A 25,790-nucleotide genomic window follows, 5' to 3' on the forward strand; every position below is an offset into this window, starting at 1 on the left:
TGCGGGGGTGGCCGCTCCCCGCCCGCCCCGGCTCGACGCCGCCGCCGACGAGGTGGCCCGCACCGCGGCGGCCTCGCCCGGCTGGGCGGCCCTCGCGGAGACCGCCCGCTCCTGCGTGGCCTGCCCCGAGCTGGCCGCGGCCCGGCAGCACGTGGTCGTCGGGGACGTGCCGCGCACCGGCCGTCCGCGCTTCGTGCTGGTGGGCGAGGCGCCCGGTGCGACCGAGGACGAGACCGGCCGGCCGTTCGTCGGGAAGTCGGGTGCGCTGCTGGACCAGCTCCTCGCCGAGGCCGGTCTCGACCGCGGGCAGGCGGCGGTGCTCAACGTGGTCAAGTGCCGGCCCCCCGGCAACCGCACCCCGAGGGCGCCGGAGGTGGCGCGGTGCAGCGGCTGGCTGCGCCGCCAGCTGGAGCTGCTCGGCAGCCCCGTCGTCGTCGCCCTGGGGCTCTCCTCGGCCAAGTGGTTCCTCGGCCCGCGCACCGTCCTGGCCGCCGTCCGCGGCCGCCCGCACGAGGTCGACGGCCGCGCCGTCTGGGCGACCTACCACCCGTCGGCCGCTATCCGGTTCGGCCCGAACGGCGCCCCGCGCGCCGGGTTGCTCGCCGACCTGACCGCCGTCGCCGGCTCGCTGGAGGAGCACGCGTGAAGCGCGAGCACGTGCTGCCCGATCCGGCCGACACCCACGCCCTGGGCGAGGCGCTGGCGGCCCTCGCCCGCCCCGGTGACCTGCTGGTGCTGGTCGGCCCGCTCGGCGCGGGCAAGACCGCCCTCACCCAGGGCATCGGCGCGGGTCTCGGCGTCCGGGAGCCGGTCACCTCGCCCACGTTCGTCATCGCCCGGGTGCACCGCGGCGGCCGCATCCCGCTGGTGCACGTCGACGCCTACCGGCTCGGCGGGCACGCCGACGTCGACGATCTCGACCTCGATGCCTCGACCGACGAGTCGGTGACCGTCGTCGAGTGGGGGCAGGGGCTGGTCGAGCAGCTGGCCGACGAGCACCTGGAGGTGCGGCTGGACCGGCGCGACGACGACGTCCGCACGGCCCTGCTGGTGCCGCACGGTCCGGGGTGGGCCGCCCGGCTCGACGGGGGCTGAAACGGGCGGCGCCGCACCGGGGCGGGTGGCAGGATCCGCGACCGTGACCCCTCCTGGCGCGCCGCCGGCGCCGTACCGCACGGTCGTGGCCGACGGGCTGCCCGAGCTGGACCAGCGGCTGTCGCGCGAGCTCGACGCGTTCAACGCCGCCGCGACCGACGGCGTGGCGCCGGCGCGGGAGCTGACCGTGCAGGTCCTCGACGCCTCGGGGGAGCTCGCCGCCGGCCTGAGCGGCTGGACGTGGGGTGTGGCCGCGGGCATCGGCATGACGTGGGTGCGCGAGGACTCCCGCGGCGACGGCCTGGGCGCCGGCCTGCTGGCGGGCTTCGAGGGCGAGGCGCGGGCACGCGGGTGCACCCACGTGTTCGTCACCTCGTTCACCTTCCAGGCGCCGGGCTTCTACGCGCGGCACGGCTACCGCGAGATCTTCCGGTGGGAGGGCGTGCCCACACCGGGCGCCGCCGACGTGCACCTCCGGAAGGAGCTGTGAGCCCGGGCCTGCCCGTCGTGGAGCTGGTCGCGCTGGGCCCGGCGGCGTTACGCGCGCTCGCCGACGGCGACCTCGTCGCGGCCGAGGCGGCGGCGCCGGTGCTGCTGAGCCCGTACCTCGCCGGGCCGGAGTGCCGCTGGGTGTGGGGGGTCCGCGCCGAGCAGGTGGTCGCAGACCCGGCCAGCGCGCGGTGGATCACCCGGGTGGTGCGCGACCGCGGACGGGGCCTGACGGTGGGCCAGGCGGGCTTCCACGGGCCGCCCGATGCCGCCGGCATGGTCGAGGTCGGCTACTCCACCGACCCTCTGCACCGGCGGCAGGGGTACGCCCGGGCGGCGCTGCGCGCCCTGCTGGCGTGGGCGGCCGAGGAACCGGCGGTCACCACCGTGCGCGCATCCGTGGCCCCGGCGAACACCGCCTCCCGGGACCTGGTGCTCGCCGAGGGCTTCGTCGCCGTGGGGGAGCAGGTCGACGAGGAGGACGGCCTGGAGATCGTCTACGAGGTCCCAGCCGGCGTTCGCCTACGCTGATCGGTCGTGCTGGTCCTCGCGCTCGACACCGCCACCCCGACGCTCGTCGCGGGGCTCGCGCGGTGGACCCCCGACGGCGGCGCCGAGGTGCTCGCCGAGCGCGCCGTCCCCTCGGGCACGAAGCACGCCGAGTTGCTCACCCCGGCGATCCAGGGTGCGGTCGCCGACGCGGGGCTCGCGCTGGGCGACGTCGAGGCCGTGGTCACCGGGCTGGGCCCCGGACCGTTCACCGGGCTGCGGGTGGGTGTGGTCACCGCCGCCGCGATCGCCGACGCCCGCGGGCTGCCGGTGGTCGGCGTCTGCTCCCTCGACGCGATCGGGAGCGGGGCGCGCACGGTGGTGACCGACGCCCGCCGCAAGGAGGTCTACTGGGCCGCCTACGACGACGCCGGCCGGCGGGTCGAGGGCCCGGGGGTGGTGCGGCCCGAGGAGTTCGGCCGGGGCGGCCCGTTCGTCGGCGACCCGGCGTTCGCCGAGCGGCTCGGTGGGGTGGTGACGCCGGCGGAGGTGACCACCGCGGGCCTGCTCCGCGCGGCCACCGCGCAGCTCGCCGACCCGGTAGGGGCACCGCTGGTGCCGCTGTACCTGCGCCGGCCCGACGCGGTGCCGCCGACGTCGGTCAAGGCCGTGACGCGGTGAGCCGGCTACGGCCGATGACGCTCGCCGACCTGCCCGCGGTCATGGGGCTGGAGGAGGAGCTCTTCGCCCCTGACACGTGGACGGCGGCGATGTACCGCGACGAGCTGGCCCGCCCCGACACCCGCCACTACCTGGTGGCCGAGGACGAGGCCGGGGTCGTCGGGTACGCCGGGCTGATCGCCTACGACGACGAGGCGCACGTGGCCACCATCGGGGTGACCGGCGCGCGGCAGGGGGAGGGCATCGGCGCCCGGCTGCTCGACGCGCTGCTCGCCGAGGCCGACCGGCGCGCGGTCCCGGTGGTGCTGCTGGAGGTGCGGGCGGACAACGAGACGGCGCAGGGGCTCTACCGCCGGCGCGGGTTCGCCGAGATCGGCCGGCGGCGCGGCTACTACCAACCGAGCGGCACGGACGCCGTGGTCATGAAGCGGGAGCGGACAGGGGCGTGAGCATCGCAGCGAGGCGGTCGTCGACAGTGAGTGAGCATCGCAGCGAGGAACGAGCGAGGAGCGGAGCGACCGCGGAGACGGCCTGGGCATGGGAGCGAGGAGCGGAGCGCCCCGCGGGAGCGACATGTGGCGGAGGGACGCCGTGAGCGAGCCGCTGGTCATCGGGTTCGAGACTTCCTGCGACGAGACCGGCGTGGGCATCGTCCGCGGGCACACGCTGCTGGCGGACGCGCTGGCCACCTCGATGGAGGAGCACGAGCGCTTCGGCGGCGTCGTCCCCGAGATCGCCTCCCGCGCGCACCTGGAGGCGATGGTGCCGACGGTGCACCGGGCGCTGGCCGAGGCCGGTGTCCGCGCCGCCGACGTCGACGCCGTGGCGGTGACCAGCGGCCCCGGCCTGACCGGCGCGCTGCTGGTCGGGGTCGCGGCCGCCAAGGCGTACGCACTGGCGCTGGGCAAGCCGCTCTACGGCGTCAATCACCTCGCCGCGCACGTCGCCGTCGACGAGCTGCAGCACGGGCCGCTGGCCGAGCCGTCGATCGCGATGCTCGTCTCCGGCGGGCACAGCTCGCTGCTGCTGGTGCCCGACCTCGCGCAGGAGGTGCAGTCGCTGGGCCGCACCATCGACGACGCGGCGGGCGAGGCGTTCGACAAGGTCGCGCGCGTGCTCGGGCTGCCGTTCCCCGGGGGCCCGCCGATCGACCGGGCGGCCCGCCAGGGCGATCCGCACGCCATCGCCTTCCCTCGCGGGCTCACCGGCCCTCGCGACCCCGCCTACGACTTCTCCTTCTCCGGCCTGAAGACCGCCGTCGCCCGGTGGATCGAGGCCCGCGAGCGCGCCGGGGAGCCGGTGCCGGTGGCCGACGTCGCGGCCTCGTTCCAGGAGGCGGTCGCCGACGTGCTCACCGCCAAGGCCGTGCGCGCCTGCCGCGACCACGGCGTCGACCACCTGGTGCTCGGCGGGGGAGTGGCGGCCAACTCGCGGCTGCGCGCGCTGGCCGAGGAGCGGTGCGCCAAGGCCGGCATCGTGCTGCGGGTGCCCAGCCCGAAGCTCTGCACCGACAACGGGGCGATGGTGGCGGCGCTGGGCTCGCGGCTGGTCGCCGCCGGGGTCGCGCCCTCCGCCCCCGACCTCGGCGCGGACAGCTCCCTGCCGATCGACGTCGTCAGCCGCTGAGGGAGGGCGGGCCGTGGCGGATGTCGTCCGCCGCTGACGCTCGGACGGGTTGAGCCGTGTGGGCGCCCGTGAGGCCGCATCGTGGCGCGGCTCCAGGTCGGGTGGCGCGGCTCGACCCGCCCTACGTGACGTCGCAGACGAGGGCGGTCGGGGCGCCGTCGACCCGGGTGACGACGACCGTCGCCGCCCCGCTGCCGGGGCCGCGGAGCTGCCGGGCCAGGGTCTCCGGCTCGATCGCCGAGCCGCGCTTCTTGACCACGACCCGGCCGACGCCGTGCCCGCGCAGCAGCGCCTTGAGCTTCTTGAGGTTGAACGGCAGCACCTCGTCGACCCGGTAGGAGCTCACCCACGGGCTCCCGACCGCGGGACCGTCCGAGGTGAGGTAGGCGATCGTCGGGTCGACGAGGGTCGCGCCCAGGTCGGCGGCGACGAGGGAGACCAGGCCCGAGCGGATGACCGCGGGGTCGGGCTCGTGCAGCCAGGCCCGCACCGGCCCGGCCGGTGCCGGCCCGGGATCGGCGTCCGCGGTCAACTCGTGGAACTCGCCGTCGCGGACGACGGTCGCCCGGCGCCAGGTCGCCGACACCGCGCCGCCCCACAGCAGCGCCTCGACGATCGAGCCGCCGACCGACACCCACTCGGCCTCGACTCCGTCGGGCACCCGGTCGTGGTCCAGCCCGGGGGCCACCTTCACCACCGACGTCGGCACCTTGGCGAGGAGTTCCGCGACGGTCGACCACGGCGGCGACCAGCGGTCGGGGTCCAGCAACCGCCGCCCGCCGGCCCGCCGGGCGGGGTCCAGGACGGCGGCGCCGCACCCGGCCACCTCGCCGCCGCGCGCGGCGGCCACCAGCTCCACGGCGTCGCCGGCCACCACCCAGACGTCGTCGGCGACGCCCAGCGCCTCGGCGTTGGCGGCGGTCAGCTCCCGGGCCACCGGGTCGACGTCGACGGCGAGCACCCGGGCGCCCGCGCGGGCCAGCGCGATCGTGTCGGTGCCCGCGGCGCACCCGAGGTCGGCGACGGAGTCGGCGCCCCCGGCGAGCAGCCGGGCCGCGCGCCGGGCGGCCAGTTCCGGGCGCCCGGCCTGCTCGAGGGTGTCGCCGGTGAACAGCATCCGGTCGGCGTCGGCCCCGAACGTCGCCCGTGCGTTCTGCCGCTGCCGGGCGATGCCCCACGCCGGCCCGGCGAGGTCGGTACCCACCTCGGCGCGCAGCCGCGTCAGCGCGGCCACCGCATCGACCCCCTCGGCCAGCAGCGCCGCCGCGCGCGCCAGCGCCGCCGCACCCTCCGGGGTCGTCAGCGCGCGCAGCTGGCGCACCGTCTCGGCGGTCTGCTCCTCGGATGGCCGGTCCACCGGCACAGCGTGGCGTACGGGCTGGTCCGGTCCGACGTCACCCACCCCGGCGACCGGGTTGAGCGGCTGGCACTCTCCTGGGTAGAGTGCCAAGCGACACGGGCTGGCGCCCGACCCCCGCGACGGCGGGTGCCCGACCTCGTGCCACAGCATCGAACATCCCTGCCGTCCGACACCGAAGGGGGCGTCACCGACGTGACGACCGCTACCAAGGTCAGCATCAAGCCGCTGGAGGACCGGGTCGTGGTCCAGGCCAACGAGGCCGAGACCACCACCGCCTCCGGTCTGGTCATCCCGGACACCGCCAAGGAGAAGCCCCAGGAGGGCACCGTCGTCGCCGTCGGCCCCGGCCGCATCGACGACAACGGCAACCGCGTGCCGCTCGACGTGAACGTCGGCGACGTGGTCATCTACTCCAAGTACGGCGGCACCGAGGTCAAGTACGCCGGCGAGGAGTACCTGGTGCTCTCCGCCCGCGACCTGCTCGCCGTCGTGAGCAAGTGACCTTCGCAGGTCACTAGCTCCACGCAGTACTCCGACCGCCCCGGCGGCCCGAACACCGGGTCCCGGGGCGGTCGTCTTTCGCCCTGCACTGACTGATCGGAAGGGCCCATGGCCAAGATCATCAAGTTCAACGAGGACGCCCGCCGAGCCCTGGAGCGCGGCGTCGACAAGCTCGCCGACGCAGTCAAGGTGACGATCGGCCCGCGCGGCCGCAACGTCGTCATCGACAAGAAGTTCGGCGCCCCCACCATCACCAACGACGGTGTCACCATCGCCCGCGAGGTCGACCTAGAGGACCCGTACGAGAACCTCGGCGCCCAGCTGGCCAAGAACGTCGCCACCAAGACCAACGACGTCGCCGGTGACGGCACCACGACGGCGACCGTGCTCGCCCAGGCGCTGGTGCACGAGGGCATGCGCAACGTCGCCGCCGGTGCCAACCCGATGGCGCTGGGCCGCGGCATGCGCGCCGCCGTCGACGCCGTGCACGCCGCGCTCGACGCCGCCGCCATCCCGGTGGAGAAGCGCGAGGCCATCGCCGAGGTCGCCACCATCTCCGCGCAGGACGCCGAGGTCGGCGAGCTGATCGGCGAGGCGATGGAGCGCGTCGGCAAGGACGGCGTCATCACCGTCGAGGAGAGCAACACCCTCTCCACCGAGCTCGACGTCACCGAGGGCGTCCAGTTCGACAAGGGCTACCTCTCGCCATACTTCGTCACCGACCCCGAGGCCATGGAGGCCGTCCTCGAGGACGCCCTCGTGCTGCTCGTCAGCGGCAAGATCAGCGCGCTGGCCGACCTGCTGCCGCTGCTGGAGAAGGTGCTCTCGACCGGTGGCCGCCCGCTGCTGATCGTCGCCGAGGACGTCGAGGGCGAGGCGCTGTCCACCCTGGTCGTCAACTCCATCCGCAAGACCGTCAAGGTCGTCGCGGTGAAGTCGCCGTTCTTCGGCGACCGGCGCAAGGCGTTCATGACCGACCTCGCCGTCGTCACCGGCGGCCAGGTGGTCAGCGAGGACGTCGGCCTCAAGCTGGACCAGGTCGGCCTCGAGGTGCTCGGCACCGCGCGGCGGGTCACCGTCACCAAGGACGAGACCACCATCGTCGACGGCGGCGGCACCTCGCAGGCCATCGGCGACCGCGTGGCGCAGATCCGCCGCGAGATCGACGCGACCGACTCCGACTGGGACCGCGAGAAGCTGCAGGAGCGGCTGGCCAAGCTGGCCGGCGGCATCGGCGTCATCCGGGTCGGCGCGGCCACCGAGGTCGAGCTCAAGGAGCGCAAGCACCGCATCGAGGACGCCATCGCCGCCACCCGCGCGGCGGTGGAGGAGGGCGTGATCCCCGGCGGTGGGTCGGCCCTGGTGCACGCTGCGAGCGCGCTGGAGTCGCTGTCGCTGGAGGGCGACGAGCTCACCGGTGCCCGTGCGGTGCGCACGGCGCTGGACGCCCCGCTGGTGCAGATCGCCGAGAACGCGGGCTTCGAGGGTCGCGTCGTCGTCGCCAAGGTGCGCGAGGCCGGTGCCGGTCAGGGCTTCAACGCCGCGACCGGCGAGTACGGCGACCTCGCCGCGCAGGGCGTCATCGACCCGGTGAAGGTCACCAAGGCCGCGCTGGGCAACGCCGTCTCGATCGCGGCGATGGTCCTGACCACCGACTCCGCCGTCGTCGAGGCGCCGGAGGAGGAGCACGACCACGGCGCCGGTGGGCACCACACCCACGGTCACTCGCACGGGCACGGGCACTCGCACTGAGCCGTGCCGCCGCTGATGATCAGGTGACCTGATCACCGGGGGTCCTGGCTCACGATCGACGGTGAGCCAGGACCGGCGCACCCCGCCCGGGTCCGGGCCGGGCCCTGTAAGCGCTGGACGGGGCCCTCTCGCGTGCTCGTGGGGAGTTACACCCCGGCGGCGACGGCGGCCGGCTCGGCGGCGATCAGCCGGGCCCGCTCCTCCTCGCTCATGCCGCCCCAGACGCCGTAGGGCTCGCGGACGGCCAGCGCGTGCTTCAGGCACGCGTCGACGACGGGGCAGCGCGAGCAGACGGCCTTGGCCGCGGACTGCCGCCGCGCCCGGGCCGGCCCGCGCTCCCCGTCGGGGTGGAAGAAGAGGGACGTGTTCTCGCCACGGCAGGCGCCGTGGAGCTGCCAGTCCCAGACCTCGGCCACGGGCGTCGGGAGTCTGCGGATGTCGGCCATGTCTCCTCCAGGACTCGGTAGAGCCGGAGGGGGCTGTCCGGCTGCAAGGGGCCCGGTGCCCTCGCCGTCCCACGTCCAAACACAGCCGATTCGCAACTTTTGCCCCGTGTGCGGTGCGTCACCTGGTCACCGGGCCGCTCACCCCCCGGGGTGAGGGCGTCTGTTCCGCCGCCGGGGAGTCGATCACTGTGGCTCCAGGTCGTGCTGACGTCCGGGAGGGGGAGCTACCCGGACCGGCTGCGCGACCCGCGCGGAGGTGGAGGGCCCACGAGGGCCCTCCACCCGAGCGACACCCGGCCGGGTGCCTTCCCGGCCGGTGGGGGGACCCGTCCGCCGAGCGGCCGGGAGGAGCGAGGAGCTGGCGTGATCGACGACAGGATGCGCGCACCCGTGCACGGCGCGACCGTGTGGGTGTACGACGAGCGACGGCGGGTCCGGGACGACGTCGCCTCACGGCTGGTCGCCCTGCCCTTCGTCGGCCGGGTCGAGGTGGTCGGTGACGCGCAGTCGCTGATGGCCCGTCTGGCCACCCGCACGCCCGACGTCCTGGTCGTCGGCACGCAGCGGGCCGTCGACACCGGGCTGTCCGCCGCCACGCAGGCGCTCCGGTCGCACCCGGGGCTGCCGGTGCTGGTTCTCGGCGCACCCGACGACGCCGACAGCGTCCGGGCCGCCGTGGCCTTCGGCGCCCGCGGCTACCTGCGGTGGGACGCGACCGCCATCGAGATGGGCCTCGGCCTCTCCCGGGCCGGGCTGCGGGCCGACGGCCGGATCCCGCAGCAGCCGACCGCGCCGGCGCCCGCGTGGAGCGGTGCCGCCCCGCTGGCGGGCTCCGCGCCCACCACGGTGCGCTCGACCGTGCGCGACTCCGCCCCGGCCGTGGCGCTGTCCATGCGCGAGATGCAGGTGCTCACCGGGATGAGCCAGGGCAAGAGCAACGCCCAGATCGGCCGGGAGCTCTACCTGTCCGAGGACACCATCAAGACCCACGCCCGCCGGCTGTTCCGCAAGCTGGGCGCCAAGGACCGCGCCGAGGCGGTGGCCACCGGCTTCCGCCGCGGCATCATGACCTGAGCGGTCACCGACCGACGAACGCATGCCGAGGGCCGTCCCCCGAACCGGGAGACGGCCCTCGGTGCGTCGCCGTCCGCCTGCGGGCCGTGCGGTGTTCGAGGGACGACGGACGCGCTCAGCGCAACCGGGGGACGGCCACCTGGTCGCGGTGTGGTGCAGGGTCGGTCCGAGTGGGGCCCGGAGGGTTCCGCGTAGGGACGACGGACGCGCTCAGCGCAACCGGGGGACGGCCACCTGGCCGCGGTGTCGTCCGGAGGACGACGAAGAACTCAGTCGTCGCGGGCGTGGCGGCCGGTGCGCCCGCCGCTGGGCTCGTCCCGCTCGGCCAGCGCCGCGATGCCGTCGGCGTACCCGCTGGCGTAGTCCCAGCTGACGTAGTCGTCCGGGTTCGGGTCGAAGGGCGGCTCGTGCCGGCCGGTCTGCCCCTCGTCGAGCAGTTGGCGCAGGTTGGCCTGCATCAGCGCCCAGTCGACGTGGTGCTCCTCCTCGCAGTCGGGGCAGTCGACCACGATGCCCTTGATGCCGGTCGGCTCGAGCAGGGTGCGGAAGACCTCGAGCTCGGCCAGGTCGTCGAGCACCCCGGCGCGCTCCTCCATCGTGAGCGGCGGAGGGGCTGGCCCGTCGGCCGGGCCGAAGTCCGGCCCGAAGGCGTCGTCGAACGGAGACACGGTCACACGGTAGCCGTCGAGCGGGCGGAGCACCGCCCCCTCCGTGCCGCCGCCTACGATCAGGCCAGGTCCCGCGCGCCAGCGAGGTGTGTCGACCGGTGTCCGACCCGAACCGCGCCGAAGGGTGGCCGCGCACATGCAGCCCGACTCCGTGCCCGAGCTGCCGGCGAAGTTCGCCCGGCTCGGGCTCACCTACGACGACGTCCTGCTCGTGCCCGGGGCGTCCGACGTCGTCCCGGCCGAGGTGGACACCAACAGCCGGGTGACCCGGCGGATCACCCTGGCGGTGCCGCTGCTGTCCAGCGCGATGGACACCGTGACCGAGGCGCGCATGGCGATCGCCATGGCCCGCGTCGGCGGCATGGGCGTGCTGCACCGCAACCTCTCCGCGGAGGAGCAGGCCGGCCAGGTCGACCTGGTCAAGCGGTCGGAGGCCGGAATGGTCACCAACCCGGTCACCTGCTCGCCGGAGAACACGCTCGCCGAGGTCGACGCGCTCTCGGCCCGCTACCGCATCTCGGGGGCGCCGGTCGTCGACGCCGACGGGGTCCTGCTCGGCATCGTCACCAACCGCGACATGCGGTTCGAGACCGACATGAACCGGCTCGTGCGCGACGTCATGACGCCGATGCCGCTGGTCACCGCCCCGGTGGGCGTCGACCCGGAGACCGCCCTCGGCCTGCTCTCCCAGCACAAGATCGAGAAGCTGCCGCTGGTCGACGAGTCCGGCCGGCTGCGCGGGCTGATCACCGTCAAGGACTTCGTGAAGCGCGACCAGTTCCCGCTCTCCACGAAGGACGCCGACGGGCGCCTGGTCGTCGGCGCCGCCCTGGGCGTCGGCGAGGACGCCTACAAGCGCGCCGGGCTGCTGGTCGAGGCCGGTGTCGACGTGCTCGTGGTCGACACCGCGCACGGCCACCAGCGGGCGGTGCTGGAGATGGTCGCGCGGGTGAAGCAGGACTTCGGTGGCGACGGCGGGCTGGAGGTCGTCGGCGGCAACGTCGCGACCCGCGCCGGCGCACAGGCCCTGATCGACGCCGGGGTGGACGCGGTGAAGGTCGGCGTGGGCCCCGGGTCCATCTGCACGACCCGCGTGGTCGCCGGTGTGGGCGTGCCGCAGATCAGCGCCATCTACGAGGCCTGGCTCGCGGCCGGCCCGGCCGGGGTCCCGGTCATCGCCGACGGCGGGTTGCAGTACTCCGGTGACATCGCCAAGGCGCTCGTCGCCGGGGCCGACACCGTGATGATCGGTGGGCTCTTCGCCGGGGTCGAGGAGGCCCCGGGCGAGCTGGTCTTCATGAACGGCAAGCAGTACAAGACCTACCGCGGCATGGGCAGCCTCGGCGCCATGCAGAAGCGCGGCAACCAGTCGTTCAGCCGCGACCGCTACTTCGCCGACGACGTCCTCTCCGACGACAAGCTCGTCCCCGAGGGCATCGAGGGCCAGGTGCCCTACCGGGGGGCGCTGTCCGGCGTCGCCCACCAGCTCGTCGGCGGCCTGCGCGCCTCCATGGGCTACGCCGGTGCCGGCACCGTCGCCGAGCTCAAGGAGCGCGGGCAGCTGACCCGGATCACCTCCGCCGGGCTGGTGGAGAGTCACCCCCACGACATCCAGATGACCGCCGAGGCACCGAACTACCGGGGGCGTTGAGCATGAACGCGCGCGACACCGTCGACATCGGCCTCAACCGCTTCGCCCGCCGGGGCTACGACCTCGACGAGGTCTCCATCGTGCCCTCGCGGCGGACCCGCGACGTCGACGACGTCTCGACCGCCTGGCAGATCGACGCCTTCCGGTTCGACATCCCGCTGGTGACCAGCCCCAGCGACGCCGTCGTCAGCCCGGCGACGGCGATCGCCGTCGGGCGGGCCGGTGGCCTCGGCGTGCTCAACGGCGAGGGCCTGTGGACCCGCTACGACGACCCGACGGACGTGTACCGCCGGATCGCCGCGGCGGCCGCGGCCGGCGCCCCGCCCGTGGCGTTGCTGCAGGAGGTCTACGCCGAGCCGGTGAAGACCGACCTCATCACCGCCCGCATCAAGGAGATGGGCGAGGCCGGCGTCACCACGGCGATCCGCATCTCCCCGCAGCACACCGAGCAGCTCGCGCCCGCGGCGCTCTCGGCCGGGGTGGACCTGCTGGTCATCCAGGGCACGATCGTCTCGGCCGAGCACGTGACCAGCCAGGGTGACGCGCTCAACCTCAAGGAGTTCATCGCCGACCTCGACGTCCCGGTCATCGTGGGCGGTGCGGCGAACTACACCACCGCCCTGCACCTCATGCGCACCGGCGCGGCCGGCGTGATCGTCGGCGTCGGCGCCGACACCTACTCGACGACCGACGCCGTCATGGGCATCCGCGTCCCACTGGCGAGCGCGATCGCCGACGCCGCCGCCGCCCGCCGCGACTACCTGGACGAGACCGGCGGCCGGTACGTGCACGTGATCGCCAACGGCCGGATCGAGACCAGCGGCGCGATCGCCCGCGCGCTGGCCTGCGGTGCCGACGCCGTCCAGCTGGGGGAGCCGCTGCGCGCCGCGGCGGAGGCGCCCGGTGGCGGGGTGTGGTGGGACTCGGTGGCCGCGCACCCGCGGCTGCCGCGCGGCGGCACGTCCGCGCGGATCGAGCCGGCCGGTTCGCTGGCCGACGTGCTGCTCGGCGAGGCCCGCAAGGCCGACGGGCGCACCAACCTGTTCGGTGCGCTGGCCCGCACGATGGCCAAGACCGGGTACTCCGATCTCAAGGAGTTCCAGCGCGTCGACCTCGTCATCGGGGGTGGGGCCCCCCGGGACGGGGCCCCCGGGCAGCAGAGCATCGGGGGCTGACCGCGTGGACTTCCCGACCGTCCTCGTCGTCGACTTCGGTGCCCAGTACGCCCAGCTGATCGCCCGGCGCATCCGCGAGGCCGGCGTCTACTCGGAGATCGTCTCCTCGGACGTGCCGGCCGAGGAGATCGTCGCCCGCAAGCCGGCCGCGATCGTGCTCTCCGGCGGTCCCTCGAGCGTCTACGCGCCCGAGGCCCCGCAGGTCGACCCGACGTTGTTCGAGTCCGGGGTCCCCGCGTTCGGCATCTGCTACGGCTTCCAGGCGATGGCCGCATCCCTCGGCGGCACCGTCGCCCGCACCGGTGACCGGGAGTACGGCGGCACCCCGCTGACCGTCACCACGCAGGCGCGGCTGTTCGGCGACCTGCCGGTCGAGCAGAACGTCTGGATGAGCCACGGCGACGCCGTCTCCGCCGCGCCACCCGGGTTCACCGTCACCGCCACCTCCACCGGCGCCCCGGTCGCCGCGTTCGAGGACGTCGACCGCCGGCTCGCCGGTGTCCAGTTCCACCCGGAGGTGCGGCACACCGCCCACGGGCAGACGGTGCTCGAGCACTTCCTGTTCGACATCGCCGGGCTCGAGCCGACCTGGACGATGAGCAACGTCGTCGACGACCAGGTCGTGGCGATCCGCGAGCGGATCGGCGACCGGCGGGCGCTGTGCGCGCTGTCCGGCGGGGTCGACTCCGCCGTCGCCGCGGCGCTCGTGCAGCGGGCGATCGGCGACAAGCTCACCTGCGTCTACGTCGACCACGGGCTGATGCGGGCCGGCGAGACCGAGCAGATCGAGCGCGACTTCGCCGCCACCACCGGCGCCGACCTGCGCGTGGTGGACGCCGGCGAGCAGTTCCTCGCCGCGCTCGCCGGGGTCAGCGACCCGGAGGAGAAGCGGAAGATCATCGGCCGCGAGTTCATCCGGGTGTTCGAGCAGGCGGCCACCGACGTCGTCGCCGACGCCCAGGCGCACGGCGAGACGGTCGATTTCCTGGTGCAGGGCACGCTCTACCCCGACGTCGTCGAGTCCGGCGGCGGTGCCGGGACGGCCAACATCAAGAGCCACCACAACGTGGGCGGGCTGCCCGAGGACCTCACCTTCGACCTGGTCGAGCCGCTGCGAACCCTGTTCAAGGACGAGGTGCGCGAGGTCGGCCGGCAGCTCGGCCTGCCCGACCGGCTGGTGCAGCGCCAGCCGTTCCCCGGCCCGGGGCTCGGCATACGCATCGTCGGAGAAGTCACCCGCGAGCGGCTCGACGTGCTGCGCAAGGCCGACGCCATCGCCCGCGAGGAGCTCTCCGCGGCCACGCTGGACGACGAGATCTGGCAGTGCCCGGTGGTGCTGCTGGCCGACGTCCGCTCGGTCGGGGTCCAGGGCGACGGGCGCACCTACGGCCACCCGGTCGTGCTGCGCCCGGTGTCCAGCGAGGACGCGATGACCGCCGACTGGACCCGGCTGCCCTACGACGTGCTGGCGAGGATCTCCACCCGGATCACCAACGAGGTGGAGGAGATCAACCGGGTCGCCCTCGACGTGACCAGCAAGCCGCCCGGCACCATCGAGTGGGAGTAGGAGGCACCCTTCCTCCCCACCCTTCGCAGCTCAGGGCGGGCCCCGGGAAGGGGGCCGTTCCAGCCACGTCACCTGACGCTCGGGCCGGGTCCCTGAGACGGGCCGTTCCAGCAGGTCACCGGCGCGGGCCGCGCTCCCGCAGGACGGGCGTCCCGACGCCTCAGGAGCCCACCGGCGGCATCTCGAAGACCACGAAGTAGAGCGCGACGTGAGCCAGTGCGGCGGCGCCGACCGCCGCGACGAGGACAGACGTGCCCCGCCGACCGAGGTTCGCGCCCGCGAGGCAGATCAGCAGGATCGCCGGCAGCAGCCACTTGAGCCGTCCGAAGCCGTACCAGAAGTCGTGCTCGAGCAGGAGGAAGGACTCGAGCAGCGGGAAGGCGGACAGGAGGACCACCTCCCACTGGAACGTCGAGAGCAGGCGCCCGACGATCAGCGCGACGACCAGCGCGGCGAGGAGGAATCCTCCGTAGTCCAGCACGAGGGCGTTGACGAAGCGCCAGCTCAGCAGGGGGAAGCCCTCCTGGGCGCCGGTGGCCGACCGGACCTCGGCTCGGTTCAGGAGCGCACGGAGGTAGGCGAGCGGGGTGGCGCGCGTCGTGACGAGCACGTGCGCGGTGATCAGCACGAGGGCCGTCACCATGCCGACCGCTGCGAAAAGGTTGGCCAGGAACGCCCTGTCCTTCGTCCGGTGGTGCTTGTAGAGCCCGTAGAGGGACCAACCCACGGCGGCGACGGCCCCCGTCCACGTGACGGCCGTCATGGCCGCACCGATGAGGAACGCCTGCCACCGACGTGGCCGACCCGCCCGCCTGACGAACACGACCAGGGACGCGAGGAAGACCGGCACCAGGAGTTCGTGGGACCAGTAGACGTTCATGTGGTACCAGAGCGTGCCGGTCGAGAACGTGTACATGGCCGCCCCCGTCACGGCCATGACCTTGTTCCGGGTGAGGAGGAGGACGAGGTAGGCCACCAGCGCCACGCTCGCCCCGTGGAGCAGCAGGCCGAACACCTGGCTCGCCGCATAGGTCATGCCCAGGCCGAGTGCGTTCAGAGCGAGGTGCAGGACGACGAAGTGGGTGGACGGGAACGAGGTGTACACGGTCAGCTGAGGAAGGGCCGCATTGCGCAGGAACTGCGGATCCGTGCCGATGTACGAGGCGAACTTGTGCCCGAGGATCGGGTTGCTGCCGTACACCTCGAGCACGTATTGGTTGTGGATCCACACGTTCGCGTTGTTCAGCCGCTGGTACGGCGTCCAACCCGAGTTCTGGATCGGGTCCATGCCCAGTGCCGGCAGGCGCAGCAGGACCGAGACGGCGAAGAGTGCGGCGATCGCGACGACGGGCCAGTAGCGGGAACAGGTGGTTCGCAACATGTGAGGCCGCGGGCGCCTTTCCATCGGGTATCGCCGGCTCAGGCGTGGGGACGTCGACCGGTCACGGAGCCGGCCGCAGGGATCGACGGGTGTGGGCGGTCGTCACCCGTTCCGACGACACCCTGTGACGGCGTTCGCGCCGCACGGCGTTCGACCGTGCTCCGACGCCGAGCGTAGGTGCGGGCCGGCCGCTGCCCGTGGATCCACGGTGACGTCTGCGGCGGTCGCGACGGCTGTGCACGGATGGACGACACGCGCCCGGGCCGACCACGGTCGCGGACGGGTCGGGTGCCCGGGCCCTCGCCGGCCGACGTGCTGGTCCCCGACCCCGGGGCTGCCCGCCGAGCACGACATGACCCCGTCACCGTGCACTCGACGCGCGGGACCCGTCCTGTCGTGATCAGGTGGACGCCGGCCGTTGACGTCGAGGATCCGGAGGACGAGTGAGCTCCTCGGCGTGGCCGCTCCTGCCGAGCCTGGGCGTGCTGGCCGCGATGGCCGTCGTCATCGTGGTGGTGGGTGTCCGCCTCACCCGGGTCGCGGACACGCTCGCCGAGCGCACCGGCCTCGGTGACGCGATCGGCGGGGCGCTGCTCCTCGGAGCCGTCACCTCGCTGCCGGGCAACGTCACCGTCCTGACCGGGGCGCTGGAGGGGGACCCGGGGTTCGCGCTGGCCAACCCGGTCGGTGGCATCGCCCTGCAGACGGTGTGGCTGGCGATCGCCGACCTGCTCTACCGGCGGGTCAACCTGGAGCACGCGGCGGCGTCGCTGCAGAACGTCCTCCAGTCGGTCCTGCTCATCGCGATGCTGGCGATCCCGGTCATCGCCTACGCCACCCCGGACCTGCGGCTGGGCTGGATCCACCCCCTGACCCTGCTGATCCCCGCCCTCTACGGCTACGGGCTGGTGCTGCTGCGGCGGATGCAGCACGAGCCCATGTGGCAGCCCAAGCACACCGACCAGACCGCGGACGGCGACGGCGACGGCGACGCGGCGGAGGACGAGGGTGACGGCGACGGCGACGGCGACGAACGCTCCACCGCGCGGTTGTGGGGCCTGCTCGCGGCGCTCGGGCTGGTCACCGGTGTGGCCGGCTGGCTGGTCGGCCGGGCGGGCCTGAGCGTCATCGCCCGGACGAATTTCGACAGCGGTGTCTTCGGCTTCACCCTGACCACGGCGATCAGCTCGCTGCCCGAACTCGTCGTCCTGCTCACCGCGGTGCGCATGGGCCAGCTGACCCTCGGCGTCGGCAACATCGTCGGCGGCAACGTCTACGACATCCTGATGATCTCCCTCGCCGACGTCGGGTACCTGGAGGGGCCGATCTACCGGGACGCCGGCCCCACCAGCCTGATCCTCGTCGGCGGCACGCTGCTCATGACGGCCGTGCTCGCCGCCGGGCTGATCATGCGCGACCGGAAGTGGATCGGCTTCGAGGGCATCTCGATCCCGCTGATCTACGTGGGGACGGTCGTCCTCGCCGTCGCGGGCTGACCGCTGCACGCAGCGAGGGCCCGGGAGCGGTCGCTCCCGAGCCCTCGTCGCCCGCCCCTCCCGCCGGTCAGCCCCGGCTGCGCGGCTTCCGCAGCTCCCGTGCCAGCAGGGCCACCCCGGCCCCGACCAGGAGGACCCAGAGGAAGGTGCCGTCCTCGAAGAGGGTGAAGGGCAGGTCGATCCCCACCATCGCCGACAGCGCCAGCACGATGAACAGCGCTCCCGGGACGAGGGCGACCAGGTCGACCTTGCGGCCGGGCTCCGGTGCGGGCCGGTCCTCGGTCTCCAGGGGCTGGACCATCTGCCACTGCTGCTCCTGCCACGCCGTCGGCGTGGTCGGGAACTCGCTGTAGTCAGCCACGGGACACCTCCACCTGTCCGATACCGCTGTGGATCTCGAGCTCGATCTCGGCGTCGCCGTCGTCGGTCCAGTCGGCCGAACCGAGACCGGCGACGTAGCTGCTGCCGGACGTGGTAGAGCCGAAGACGTCGACCTCGCCCAGGCCGTGGTCCGCGGAGACCCGCACGTCGGCGGAGCGGGGGACGACCACCTCGACGTCGCCGATGCCGTGCTCGACGCGCACCTCGAGGGCCTCGTCGAGGTCGTCCAGGGGCACCTCGGAGAGGTCGACCATCAGGTCGCCGATGCCACCGCTGTAGACCTCCCGGACGTCGTCGACGCTCTGCGGGATGTACGTGCGGTCGCCGATGCCGTTGCCGCCGGAGGGCGTGACCGAGACGGTCATCAGCGCCAGCGACAGGATCACCCCGAGGGCGATCAGCCCACCGCGGGCGGTGCGGCCACCGGTGACGGCGGCGACGACCAGGCCGGCGCCGACGACGAGCAGTGCCGTGCCGAGGAAGGCGCCCGGGCCGGGGTCCCAGCCGGTGATCCGGGACAGCAGGGCCAGCAGGCCCATCAGGATCAGCAGCCCGGCGATGGTGATGCCCGGGACCGGCGACCGGGGGGCCACGGGGCCCCGGGCCCGCGGCGGCAGGAACGGGCGCCCGGGCCCCGACGTGCCACCCTCGGCGGCGACCGGCATGAGCAGCCACAGCAGCAGGTACACCAGGACGCCGGTGCCGCCGGCGAGGGCGAGGGCGACGAAGCCGACCCGCCACAGGAGCGCGTCGATGCCGCTGTACTCGGCGAGGCCGCCGCTCACACCGCCGATCACCTTGTCGCTGCGGCTGCGGCGCAACTGGGCGCGGTCGGGCGGGGGCGACCACGGGGGCGGCTCCACCGCGGGGGGAGCGGGAGGGGGTGCGGAGGTCATGGCAGCAAGCCTGCCGACCGGCGGGGCCGGTGACCATCAGGGAACCCCCCGAACCGACCCTGGTTCCTCTTCGGGGGTGATCACCGGTGTCGGCGGGCGGGTCGCCGGTGCGACGATCGGTGGCGTGACCTCCACCGTCGGCGTACCGCCGCGTCCGCCGCTCGCGCGCCCGCGCGAGGGCCGGCTCGTCGCCGGCGTCGCGGCCGGCGCCGCCGCGCACCTGCGCCAGGACCCGCTGGTGGTGCGGGTGGCGTTCGTGCTGCTGGCGACGACGGGGCTGGGCATCATCGCCTACGCGCTGCTGTGGCTGACCATGCCGGTCGCGGCGCCGGGGGAGTCCGCCGCGGTGGTCGAGGGCTGGCGCCCGGCCGGTGCCCGGCAGTGGATCGCGCTCGTCGTGCTCGGGCTGATCGCCGTCAGCCTGCTGGGCCAGCTGAGCCAGTGGACCAGCACCGACGTCGTGCTGCCGCTGATCCTGCTGGCCGGCGGCCTCACCGTGATCTGGCGGCAGCTGGACACCGACCGGACGCTGGCCGTCGCCGGCGTCCGGTGGGCCCTGGCCGGCGGGGTCGCCGTCCTGGGTGTCGGGCTGTTCCTGCTGCTGGCGACCACCGGTCAGCTGGCCAACGCCCGCAACGGGTTCGCCGCCACCCTGCTCATCCTCACCGGCGTCGTCCTGGCGACGGCTCCGCTGTGGCGACGGCTGCTGGACTCCCGGGCCGAGGAGCGTGCCGCCCGCATCCGGTCGGAGGAGCGTGCCGCCGTCGCCGCGCACCTGCACGACTCGGTGCTGCAGACGCTGGCCCTCATCCAGCGCAATGCCGAGGAGCCGCAGGCGGTGAGCCGGCTGGCGCGCAGCCAGGAGCGGGAGCTCCGGGCCTGGCTGTACGACCCGGTGGCGGTGCGGGAGGGCGGCACCTGGGCCGGGCTGGTGGCGGGCATGGTCGCGGAGGTGGAGGCCGACCACGCGCTGACGGTCGACCCCGTCGTGGTCGGGGACGCCCCCGTCGACGAGGAGCTGGCCGCCCTCGGCGCCGCGACCCGCGAGGCGCTGGTCAACGCCGCCAAGCACTCCGGCGAGCCCTCCGCCGACCTCTACACCGAGGTGACCGCCGACCAGGTGTCGGTGTTCGTCCGGGACCGCGGCAAGGGGTTCGACCCCGGCACGGTGCCGGACGACCGGCGCGGCCTGCGCGACTCCGTGCACGGCCGGCTCGCCCGGCTGGGAGGCTCGGCGCTGGTCCGGTCGACCCCGGGGGAGGGGACCGAGGTGGAGCTGGTCCTGCCGAGGAAGAGCACGTGACGTCGATCGAGGAGCGCAGCATGGGCCCGCGGGTGTTCGTGGTCGACGACCACGCGATGGTGCGCACCGGCGTGCGCGCCGAGCTCGGCGCGGACGTGACCGTCGTCGGGGAGGCGGCCGACGTCGGCACCGCGATCGAGGGCATCCGCGGCGCGCGGCCCGACGTCGTGCTGCTGGACGTGCACATGCCCGGCGGTGGCGGGCGGGCGGTGCTGGAGGCGCTCCGCGGTGAGCTGCCGGAGGTGAAGTGGCTCGCCCTGTCGGTGTCCGACGCCGCGGAGGACGTGATCGCCGTGATCCGGGCCGGCGCGCGGGGCTACGTCACCAAGACCATCTCCGGGCCCGACCTGCTCGACGCCGTCCGCCGGGTGGCCGATGGCGACGTCGTCTTCAGCCCCCGGCTGGCCGGCTTCGTGCTGGACGCCTTCGCCGCCGGGGGAGCGGTGGCCCAGGAGCCCGCGGCCGAGGAGGTCAGCGATCCGGGGCTGGACCTGCTGAGCGCCCGGGAGCGGGAGGTGATGCAGCTGCTGGCCCGCGGCTACACCTACCGGGAGATCGGGTCCCGGCTGTTCATCTCGGTGAAGACCGTCGAGTCGCACGCCTCCAACGTGCTGCGCAAGCTGCAGCTCTCCAACCGCAACGAGCTCACCCGCTGGGCGGCGACCAACCGGTTGCTCTAGGGCCGTGTCAGGCAAGGTTCGCCCCGGTGGGGCGGTGCCTGATCCTCGCGGCGGGTGCCGGCGAGCGACTCCCCGGAACCGGGACCGGTTCCGGGGCGGGCCACGGCGGGCCAGATGGACCCGCCACCGCGGACCACCGGATCGGTGGGGATCGGCCGGCCCGGGGGCCGGCTGATCAGTCCGCGGCGGGGATCACGCCGGGACCGGCCGGCACCGGGCAGGTGCCGACCGGCTCGACGGTGCGTGGTCACCGGCGGTGACCCGGTGACGACGGAGCCACCGTCCGCGGCCCCGGCCGAAGCCGAGGCGCGGGCGGCGATGTTGGCAGCACCGACAAGATCGCGGTGCCCGGTGAACCGGCAACGCCGGCAGTGAAAGACCCGCCCCCGCGGCTTGGCCACGCGGGCTGCGCACGCCGGGCAGGTGGAGGAGGTGCCCCGTTCGTCGACCATCTCGACGACGATGCCGGACTGTTCGGCCTTGTCGGCCAGCGCCCGCAGCAGATCGCCGACCGCCCAGTCGCGGACGGCCTTGTTCTGCCGCCGGCCGGCATCACGGGCCAGCACCCCGCGCAGGTCGCCGACGGCCAGGGTGCCGATCCGCTGGGCCACGGCCCAGGACGCGACCGCTTTCGCGGCCTCGTGCCGGGCCTGTGCCAGCCGCCGGCGGTGCCGGCCTTCGAGGGCTCGGGTGCGCCGGCGGAACTGCTTCCACCGCCGGGACCCGCGCCGCCCAGGTGCCGGGGCGCGGCGGGCGGCGGCGCGGGTGCGGGCCTTGGCCTCGGCCAGGTGCAGCCGGTGCTCGGCGCGCAACGCCCGCCCCGACACCAGCAGCGCCGCATCCCGGCCGCCCTCGCCACCGCGGGGTGCCAGCGCGGCGTAGGGATGGATGATGCCCAGATCCACGCCGGCGACCCGGTCCGGATCCGGGCCCGCCCCGGCCGGGTGGACGGTGACCGGAACCTCGGCGGTGACTTCCAGGAACAGCCGCCGCCCCGCACACGTCAGCCGTACCGAGCGCACCTGCCCGTCCGGATAGGGCAGCGGGCGGGCCAGCCGCACCCACAACGGCGGGCGGCCGCGGGCCACCGGCAGCCGCACCCGCCCACCGTCCACGGTGAAGGTTCCGGCGTAGAAGCGGACCGGCACCAGCCCCCGCCGCCGCCGCGGAAAGCGCGCCGTCTCGTCGCCGGCCCGGCGGCGTCGGGCCGCGCTCATCCACGCATCGGAGTAAGCCCGCAGCACCGACCGGGCACCCACCGTGGAGAGCTCACCGAAGGTGCCCTCCCCAGCGGCGGCCAGCTCCCGGCACAGCTCCTGATAGCCGACCAGCGGCCGGTCACCGCGTTGCCGGCGCCAGCGGTTGAGCAGCAGCACCGCCGCCCACACATCCCCACCCGACCGCAGCAACCCGAACAGCCGCCGCCGCTGCCCGCCTGTAGCCCGCAGCCCCACCCGCGCCGTCCGGTACACCACCGGCGGTGCGGACGACTCCCGACGACGAGGCACACCCGCACCCTGCCCCACACCACCGACACAACGACGAGGCGAACGTTGCCGGCTGCGGTACTAGCTGCGACTGGCCGCCCCCGCTCACCTCCGCTAAGCATGGGCGAGGTCGGCCTGCCCAGCGGGCCCGGGGGAGAGGAAGGCCGCCATGCTACGAACCCTGTCGCGCCCGCTGGTCGCCGGCGTGGAGCGCTACCTGCCGGGGGCATTCGTCTTCGCGGTGGTGCTCACCGTGATCGTCGCGGTGCTCGCCCTGGTCTTCGGCGACATCGGGCCCGCCGAGCTGACGCGGGCCTGGGGTGACGGCCTGGCCGGGCTGCTGGCGTTCATGACGCAGGTGGCCCTCGTGCTGCTGCTCGGCTACACGCTGGCGCTCACGAGGCCGGTCAAGGCCGGGCTGACCCGCATCGCCGACGTCCCCAAGAGCCCCCGCGCCGCGTACGCCTTCGTCGCGTTCGTCTCCGCCGTCGCCTCGCTGATCAGCTTCGGGCTGGGGCTGGTGGTCGGCGGTGTCATCGCCCTCGAGGTAGGCCGGGCCGCGCGCCGCCGCGGGACGAAGCTGCACTACCCGCTGCTGGTCGCCAGCGCCTACTCGGGCTTCGCCGTCTGGCACATGGGCTACAGCGCCACCGGCCCGCTGGCCGCGGCGACCCCCGACAGCTTCGTCGAGGAGGCGATCGGCCGCACCATCCCGATCAGCGAGACCGTCTACTCGCCGTGGAACCTCATCGCGATCGTGATCGCCGTCGCCGCGATCCTCGGCACGGTGGTGCTCCTGGCACCCAAGGGCGAGGACCGGATCGTCGAGCTCCCCGAGCGGATGGGGACCGAGGAGTCCGACATCGAGCTGAAGACGCCGGGGACGCCGGCCGAGCGCATGGAGGCCTCGCGGCTGGTCACGCTGATCCCCGGCGTCGCGCTGCTGGGCTACCTCGGCGTGTACTTCGCGCAGGAGGGCTTCGACCTCACCCTCGACATCGTCAACTGGAGCTTCCTCGCCGCGATCCTGCTCATCGTGCGCAGCCCGGCCGAGCTGGCCGAGCTCGTCGGCGGGGCGGTGCGCACCGTCGGGGAGGTGCTGCTCCAGTACCCGCTCTACGCCGGCATCATCGGGATGATGACCGCCTCGGGGCTGGCGGCGCAGCTGAGCGGGTGGTTCTCCGACATCGCCAGCCCCGGCAGCCTGGGGTTGCTGGCGTTCCTCTCGGCCGGCCTGCTCAACCTGTTCGTGCCCAGCGGCGGCGGGCAGTTCGCCGTCCAGGCGCCGGTCTTCCTCGACGCCGCCGACTCCCTGGGTGTCGATCCCGCCGTCATCACGATGGCGATCGCCTACGGCGACCAGTGGACGAACATGGTCCAGCCGTTCTGGGCCCTGCCGCTGCTCGCGGTCGCCGGGCTGGGCGTCCGGGACATCTTCGGGTTCACCGCGATCACCTGCCTGATCACCGGCATCGTCTTCGCCGGGACCCTGCTGGTGCTCGGCGCCGGCTGAGCGGAGGCCCGCCGTCCGGGGCCCGCCGGCCGGTGTCGATCCGCGGGTGGGCGCCGGCAGCGGACGTGGCCGCGTGGCGCCGGCGGCCCCCCGCCTCAGGAGCTGATCCCGCCCGCCGTCGAGCCCCCGAAGGCGGCGCGCCGGAACGCGGCGAACAGCGGCGGTGGTTCCGGGGAGGCCCACATCTGGTTGGTCAGCAGGACGGCGGTCGTGCCGGTGACCGGATCGGTCCACCAGGTGCTGCCCAGGCCGCCGTCCCAGCCGTAGGAGCCGGCGTGCCGGCCGCCCGGCTCGTCGGTGCGGCGGACGCCGATGCCCAGCCCCCACCCACCACCCTCGTCGTCCACCGGGCCGACCTGCTCGGTGGTCATGGCCCGGACCGCGGCCTCGCTCAGCACCCGGGTGCCGTCGGCGGCGCACCCCTGCGATTCGAGCACCCGGGCGAAGGCGGCGAGGTCGCCGACCGTGGAGACCAGGCCGTCGCCGCCGTCGGGAAACGCCGGCGCCGACGACCACTGGCCGTCCGCCGCGTCGTAGAGCTCGCGCGCGCCGTCGGGCCCCGGCGGCGTCCAGTGCGGTCCCAGCCGGTCCCGGGCCGCCGACGGCACCCCGAAGCCGGTGCTGCGCATCCCCGCCGGCCGGAGGACCCGCGCGTCCAGCACCGCCGCGAGGGGGCGCCCCGCGGCGCGCGACACCAGGACGCCGAGCACGCTGGCACCCACGTGGTAGAGCCAGCGGCTGCCGGGCTGGTGCGAAAGGGGGACGCCGGCCAGGCGGCGCATCCACTCGTCCGGCTCCGGTGCCGCCTGCGGGGCCGGGGGGCCGACGGGCAACCCGGCCGCGGCGAGCGCGGCCAGCGTCGGGGACGGCCAGGGGGCGGTGAAGTCGAGGCCGAGCCCCAGCCGGAGGGTGAGGACGTCGCGGACGGTGATCGGTCGCTCCGCCGGCACCGTCCCCGCCTCCGGGTCGGCGGGGTCGGCGAGGACCCGCCGGTCGGCGAGCTCCGGGAGGAACCCGTCGACGGGGTCGTCGAGGGTGAGGAGGCCGTCGTCGACGAGGGACATCGCCGCGGCGGCGACGACCGGCTTGGTCGTCGAGGCGATGCGGAAGACGGTGTCCGGCCGCACGGCGTCGCCGGTGCCGGGCGCGTGCACGCCGACCGCGCCGGTGGAGACGGGCTCGCCCCGCCGGCCGACCCACCAGGCGGCGCCCGGGACCTCCCCGGCGCCGGCCGCGCCGGCCACCGCCGCCTCGATCCGCTCCGCCCGCGCCACGTCACCTCTGCGACCGTCCACGGGGAGGTGACGCGCGGGCCGGCCGGAAATCATCGCCTCAGGCGGTGTGCACCACGTGGAAGGCCTCGGCGAGGCGGCCCGCGGGGAGGCCGAGCCGCTGCGCGGTCTGCTGCATCCAGCCGGTCACGAAGCCCTCGAGGTCGGGCACGTGGCTCACCTGGGTGACGTGGGACTTGAGAGCGGCGAACTTGCGGTCGACGACGTCGGTGACGTCGACGGCGTGGTCGGCGCGCGGGCTGGCGCCGAGCCACACCTCGTCGACGGTCCAGGCGTCCAGCCCCTCGTCGACGAGCAGCTCGGGGAAGGCGAAGGGGTTGCGGGCGTCGGGGTAGACCGCGCGCAGCGTGGATTCGCCGACGGTCATGTGGTCGGGGTGGCTGGCCCCGATCCGCTCCCAGAAGCGCTCCGGGGAACTGGTCAGCACCCGCTGGGGGCGCACCTGCCGGATGACCCGGCTGATGTCCCGGCGCAGGTCGAGCGTCAGCTCCAGCCGGCCGTCGGGGTAGCCGAGGAAGCGCACGTCGGTGACACCGACCTCCGCGGCCGCCGCGACCTGCTCGGCCCGGCGCAGCGGTCCCATCTGCTCGCGGGGGGTGTCGTCGAAGCCGCCCGCGTCGCCGTCGGTGACGATCAGGTACGTCACCTCGGTGCCGGCCGCCGTCCAGGTCGCGACGGTGCCGGCGCTGCCGAAGTCGACGTCGTCGGGGTGGGCCAGGACGCACAGCGCGCGCTCGACGTGCTCGGCGGGACCGGACGGGCGCTGGAACGGGGAGCTCACCCGGCG

General features: G+C 74.5%; 26 protein-coding genes. 17 read left to right on the forward strand and 9 right to left on the reverse strand.

Features of this window, described 5'->3' with window-relative positions; genetic code table 11:
- Window positions 1-7 precede the first annotated feature (7 nt).
- From QOZ88_RS02625 to tsaD, 7 genes are all read left to right on the forward strand, one after another.
- Window positions 8-646, forward strand: a complete 639-nt coding sequence (locus tag QOZ88_RS02625) for a uracil-DNA glycosylase (RefSeq protein ID WP_305998236.1) — start codon at window positions 8-10, stop codon at window positions 644-646.
- Window positions 643-1,095 (forward strand): tRNA (adenosine(37)-N6)-threonylcarbamoyltransferase complex ATPase subunit type 1 TsaE, encoded by a 453-nt coding sequence (gene tsaE / locus QOZ88_RS02630; RefSeq protein ID WP_305998237.1) that lies wholly within the window; start codon window positions 643-645, stop codon window positions 1,093-1,095. The genes QOZ88_RS02625 and tsaE overlap by 4 nt, the downstream gene beginning before the upstream one ends.
- 43 nt (window positions 1,096-1,138) lie before the next feature.
- Complete coding sequence (locus tag QOZ88_RS02635; RefSeq protein ID WP_305998238.1) at window positions 1,139-1,585, forward strand: GNAT family N-acetyltransferase; 447 nt, start codon at window positions 1,139-1,141, stop codon at window positions 1,583-1,585.
- Window positions 1,582-2,115: a GNAT family N-acetyltransferase gene (locus QOZ88_RS02640; RefSeq protein ID WP_305998239.1), complete on the forward strand. Its 534-nt coding sequence runs from the start codon at window positions 1,582-1,584 to the stop codon at window positions 2,113-2,115. The genes QOZ88_RS02635 and QOZ88_RS02640 overlap by 4 nt, the downstream gene beginning before the upstream one ends.
- Before the next feature lie 6 nt (window positions 2,116-2,121).
- Entirely contained in the window at window positions 2,122-2,754 is a 633-nt protein-coding gene (gene tsaB / locus QOZ88_RS02645; RefSeq protein WP_305998240.1) for a tRNA (adenosine(37)-N6)-threonylcarbamoyltransferase complex dimerization subunit type 1 TsaB, read from the forward strand.
- Window positions 2,755-2,768: 14 nt separating this feature from the next.
- Window positions 2,769-3,203, forward strand: coding sequence for a ribosomal protein S18-alanine N-acetyltransferase (gene rimI, locus QOZ88_RS02650; RefSeq protein WP_305998241.1), 435 nt, complete (start codon window positions 2,769-2,771; stop codon window positions 3,201-3,203).
- A 142-nt stretch (window positions 3,204-3,345) separates the two neighbouring features.
- Complete coding sequence (tsaD, locus tag QOZ88_RS02655; RefSeq protein ID WP_305998242.1) at window positions 3,346-4,380, forward strand: tRNA (adenosine(37)-N6)-threonylcarbamoyltransferase complex transferase subunit TsaD; 1,035 nt, start codon at window positions 3,346-3,348, stop codon at window positions 4,378-4,380.
- A gap of 121 nt (window positions 4,381-4,501) precedes the next feature.
- Here the strand turns inward: tsaD and QOZ88_RS02660 are convergent, their stop codons facing one another.
- Window positions 4,502-5,737: a class I SAM-dependent methyltransferase gene (locus QOZ88_RS02660; protein WP_305998243.1), complete on the reverse strand. Its 1,236-nt coding sequence runs from the start codon at window positions 5,735-5,737 to the stop codon at window positions 4,502-4,504.
- Window positions 5,738-5,932: 195 nt separating this feature from the next.
- On the opposite strand from QOZ88_RS02660, the gene groES reads away from it, so the two are divergent.
- The gene (gene groES / locus QOZ88_RS02665; RefSeq protein ID WP_166531823.1) at window positions 5,933-6,241 is read left to right on the forward strand and encodes a co-chaperone GroES; all 309 of its coding nucleotides are present in this window, start codon (window positions 5,933-5,935) and stop codon (window positions 6,239-6,241) included.
- Window positions 6,242-6,349: 108 nt separating this feature from the next.
- A complete protein-coding gene (gene groL, locus QOZ88_RS02670; protein ID WP_305998244.1) occupies window positions 6,350-7,993 on the forward strand; it encodes a chaperonin GroEL in 1,644 nt (547 codons plus the stop codon).
- Window positions 7,994-8,139: 146 nt separating this feature from the next.
- Here groL and QOZ88_RS02675 read toward each other — a convergent pair whose 3' ends face one another.
- Window positions 8,140-8,439: a WhiB family transcriptional regulator gene (locus QOZ88_RS02675; RefSeq protein ID WP_091929063.1), complete on the reverse strand. Its 300-nt coding sequence runs from the start codon at window positions 8,437-8,439 to the stop codon at window positions 8,140-8,142.
- 363 nt (window positions 8,440-8,802) lie between these two features.
- Here QOZ88_RS02675 and QOZ88_RS02680 point away from each other — a divergent pair, with 363 nt between their 5' ends.
- The gene (locus tag QOZ88_RS02680) at window positions 8,803-9,513 is read left to right on the forward strand and encodes a response regulator transcription factor (RefSeq protein ID WP_305998245.1); all 711 of its coding nucleotides are present in this window, start codon (window positions 8,803-8,805) and stop codon (window positions 9,511-9,513) included.
- Window positions 9,514-9,782: 269 nt separating this feature from the next.
- Here QOZ88_RS02680 and QOZ88_RS02685 read toward each other — a convergent pair whose 3' ends face one another.
- On the reverse strand, window positions 9,783-10,181 hold the full coding sequence (locus QOZ88_RS02685; RefSeq protein WP_236825755.1) for a DUF5319 family protein: 399 nt from the start codon (window positions 10,179-10,181) through the stop codon (window positions 9,783-9,785).
- A gap of 136 nt (window positions 10,182-10,317) precedes the next feature.
- On the opposite strand from QOZ88_RS02685, the gene guaB reads away from it, so the two are divergent.
- The 3 genes from guaB to guaA are packed head-to-tail and all read left to right on the forward strand — an operon-like array spanning window position 10,318 to window position 14,574.
- Window positions 10,318-11,832 carry an IMP dehydrogenase gene (guaB, locus tag QOZ88_RS02690; protein ID WP_305998246.1) on the forward strand — a complete coding sequence of 505 codons (1,515 nt, stop codon included), beginning with the start codon at window positions 10,318-10,320 and terminating at the stop codon, window positions 11,830-11,832.
- Between the two features lie 2 nt (window positions 11,833-11,834).
- Window positions 11,835-13,007, forward strand: coding sequence for a GuaB3 family IMP dehydrogenase-related protein (locus tag QOZ88_RS02695; protein ID WP_305998247.1), 1,173 nt, complete (start codon window positions 11,835-11,837; stop codon window positions 13,005-13,007).
- Window positions 13,008-13,011: 4 nt separating this feature from the next.
- Window positions 13,012-14,574: a glutamine-hydrolyzing GMP synthase gene (gene guaA, locus QOZ88_RS02700; protein ID WP_305998248.1), complete on the forward strand. Its 1,563-nt coding sequence runs from the start codon at window positions 13,012-13,014 to the stop codon at window positions 14,572-14,574.
- 160 nt (window positions 14,575-14,734) lie between these two features.
- Here guaA and QOZ88_RS02705 read toward each other — a convergent pair whose 3' ends face one another.
- On the reverse strand, window positions 14,735-15,955 hold the full coding sequence (locus tag QOZ88_RS02705; RefSeq protein ID WP_305998249.1) for a hypothetical protein: 1,221 nt from the start codon (window positions 15,953-15,955) through the stop codon (window positions 14,735-14,737).
- A gap of 443 nt (window positions 15,956-16,398) precedes the next feature.
- Between QOZ88_RS02705 and QOZ88_RS02710 the strand changes: the two genes are divergently transcribed.
- A complete protein-coding gene (locus QOZ88_RS02710) occupies window positions 16,399-17,451 on the forward strand; it encodes a sodium:calcium antiporter (RefSeq protein ID WP_305998250.1) in 1,053 nt (350 codons plus the stop codon).
- A 67-nt stretch (window positions 17,452-17,518) separates the two neighbouring features.
- On the opposite strand, the gene QOZ88_RS02715 is transcribed toward QOZ88_RS02710, so the two are convergent.
- Together QOZ88_RS02715 and QOZ88_RS02720 are read right to left on the reverse strand one after the other, a co-directional pair.
- Window positions 17,519-17,812, reverse strand: a complete 294-nt coding sequence (locus QOZ88_RS02715) for a hypothetical protein (protein WP_305998251.1) — start codon at window positions 17,810-17,812, stop codon at window positions 17,519-17,521.
- Window positions 17,805-18,728, reverse strand: a complete 924-nt coding sequence (locus QOZ88_RS02720; RefSeq protein WP_305998252.1) for a PspC domain-containing protein — start codon at window positions 18,726-18,728, stop codon at window positions 17,805-17,807. Before QOZ88_RS02720 ends, QOZ88_RS02715 begins: the two co-directional genes overlap by 8 nt.
- Before the next feature lie 124 nt (window positions 18,729-18,852).
- On the opposite strand from QOZ88_RS02720, the gene QOZ88_RS02725 reads away from it, so the two are divergent.
- Together QOZ88_RS02725 and QOZ88_RS02730 are read left to right on the forward strand one after the other, a co-directional pair.
- Window positions 18,853-20,031 (forward strand): ATP-binding protein, encoded by a 1,179-nt coding sequence (locus QOZ88_RS02725; RefSeq protein WP_305998253.1) that lies wholly within the window; start codon window positions 18,853-18,855, stop codon window positions 20,029-20,031.
- Window positions 20,028-20,711: a response regulator transcription factor gene (locus tag QOZ88_RS02730; RefSeq protein WP_305998254.1), complete on the forward strand. Its 684-nt coding sequence runs from the start codon at window positions 20,028-20,030 to the stop codon at window positions 20,709-20,711. The genes QOZ88_RS02725 and QOZ88_RS02730 overlap by 4 nt, the downstream gene beginning before the upstream one ends.
- Here the strand turns inward: QOZ88_RS02730 and QOZ88_RS02735 are convergent.
- A complete protein-coding gene (locus QOZ88_RS02735; RefSeq protein ID WP_305998255.1) occupies window positions 20,708-22,219 on the reverse strand; it encodes an RNA-guided endonuclease InsQ/TnpB family protein in 1,512 nt (503 codons plus the stop codon). The two genes, QOZ88_RS02730 and QOZ88_RS02735, sit on opposite strands and share 4 nt — an antisense overlap.
- Window positions 22,220-22,367: 148 nt before the next feature.
- Here QOZ88_RS02735 and QOZ88_RS02740 point away from each other — a divergent pair, with 148 nt between their 5' ends.
- The gene (locus QOZ88_RS02740) at window positions 22,368-23,711 is read left to right on the forward strand and encodes a short-chain fatty acid transporter (protein ID WP_305998256.1); all 1,344 of its coding nucleotides are present in this window, start codon (window positions 22,368-22,370) and stop codon (window positions 23,709-23,711) included.
- Window positions 23,712-23,806: 95 nt separating this feature from the next.
- Here the strand turns inward: QOZ88_RS02740 and QOZ88_RS02745 are convergent, their stop codons facing one another.
- Entirely contained in the window at window positions 23,807-24,985 is a 1,179-nt protein-coding gene (locus tag QOZ88_RS02745; RefSeq protein WP_305998257.1) for a serine hydrolase domain-containing protein, read from the reverse strand.
- 58 nt (window positions 24,986-25,043) lie between these two features.
- Window positions 25,044-25,784 carry a PIG-L deacetylase family protein gene (locus QOZ88_RS02750; protein ID WP_305998258.1) on the reverse strand — a complete coding sequence of 247 codons (741 nt, stop codon included), beginning with the start codon at window positions 25,782-25,784 and terminating at the stop codon, window positions 25,044-25,046.
- Between the last annotated feature and the right edge of the window lie 6 nt (window positions 25,785-25,790).

The organism is Blastococcus carthaginiensis (assembly GCF_030731085.1).
GTDB lineage: Bacteria > Actinomycetota > Actinomycetes > Mycobacteriales > Geodermatophilaceae > Blastococcus > Blastococcus carthaginiensis.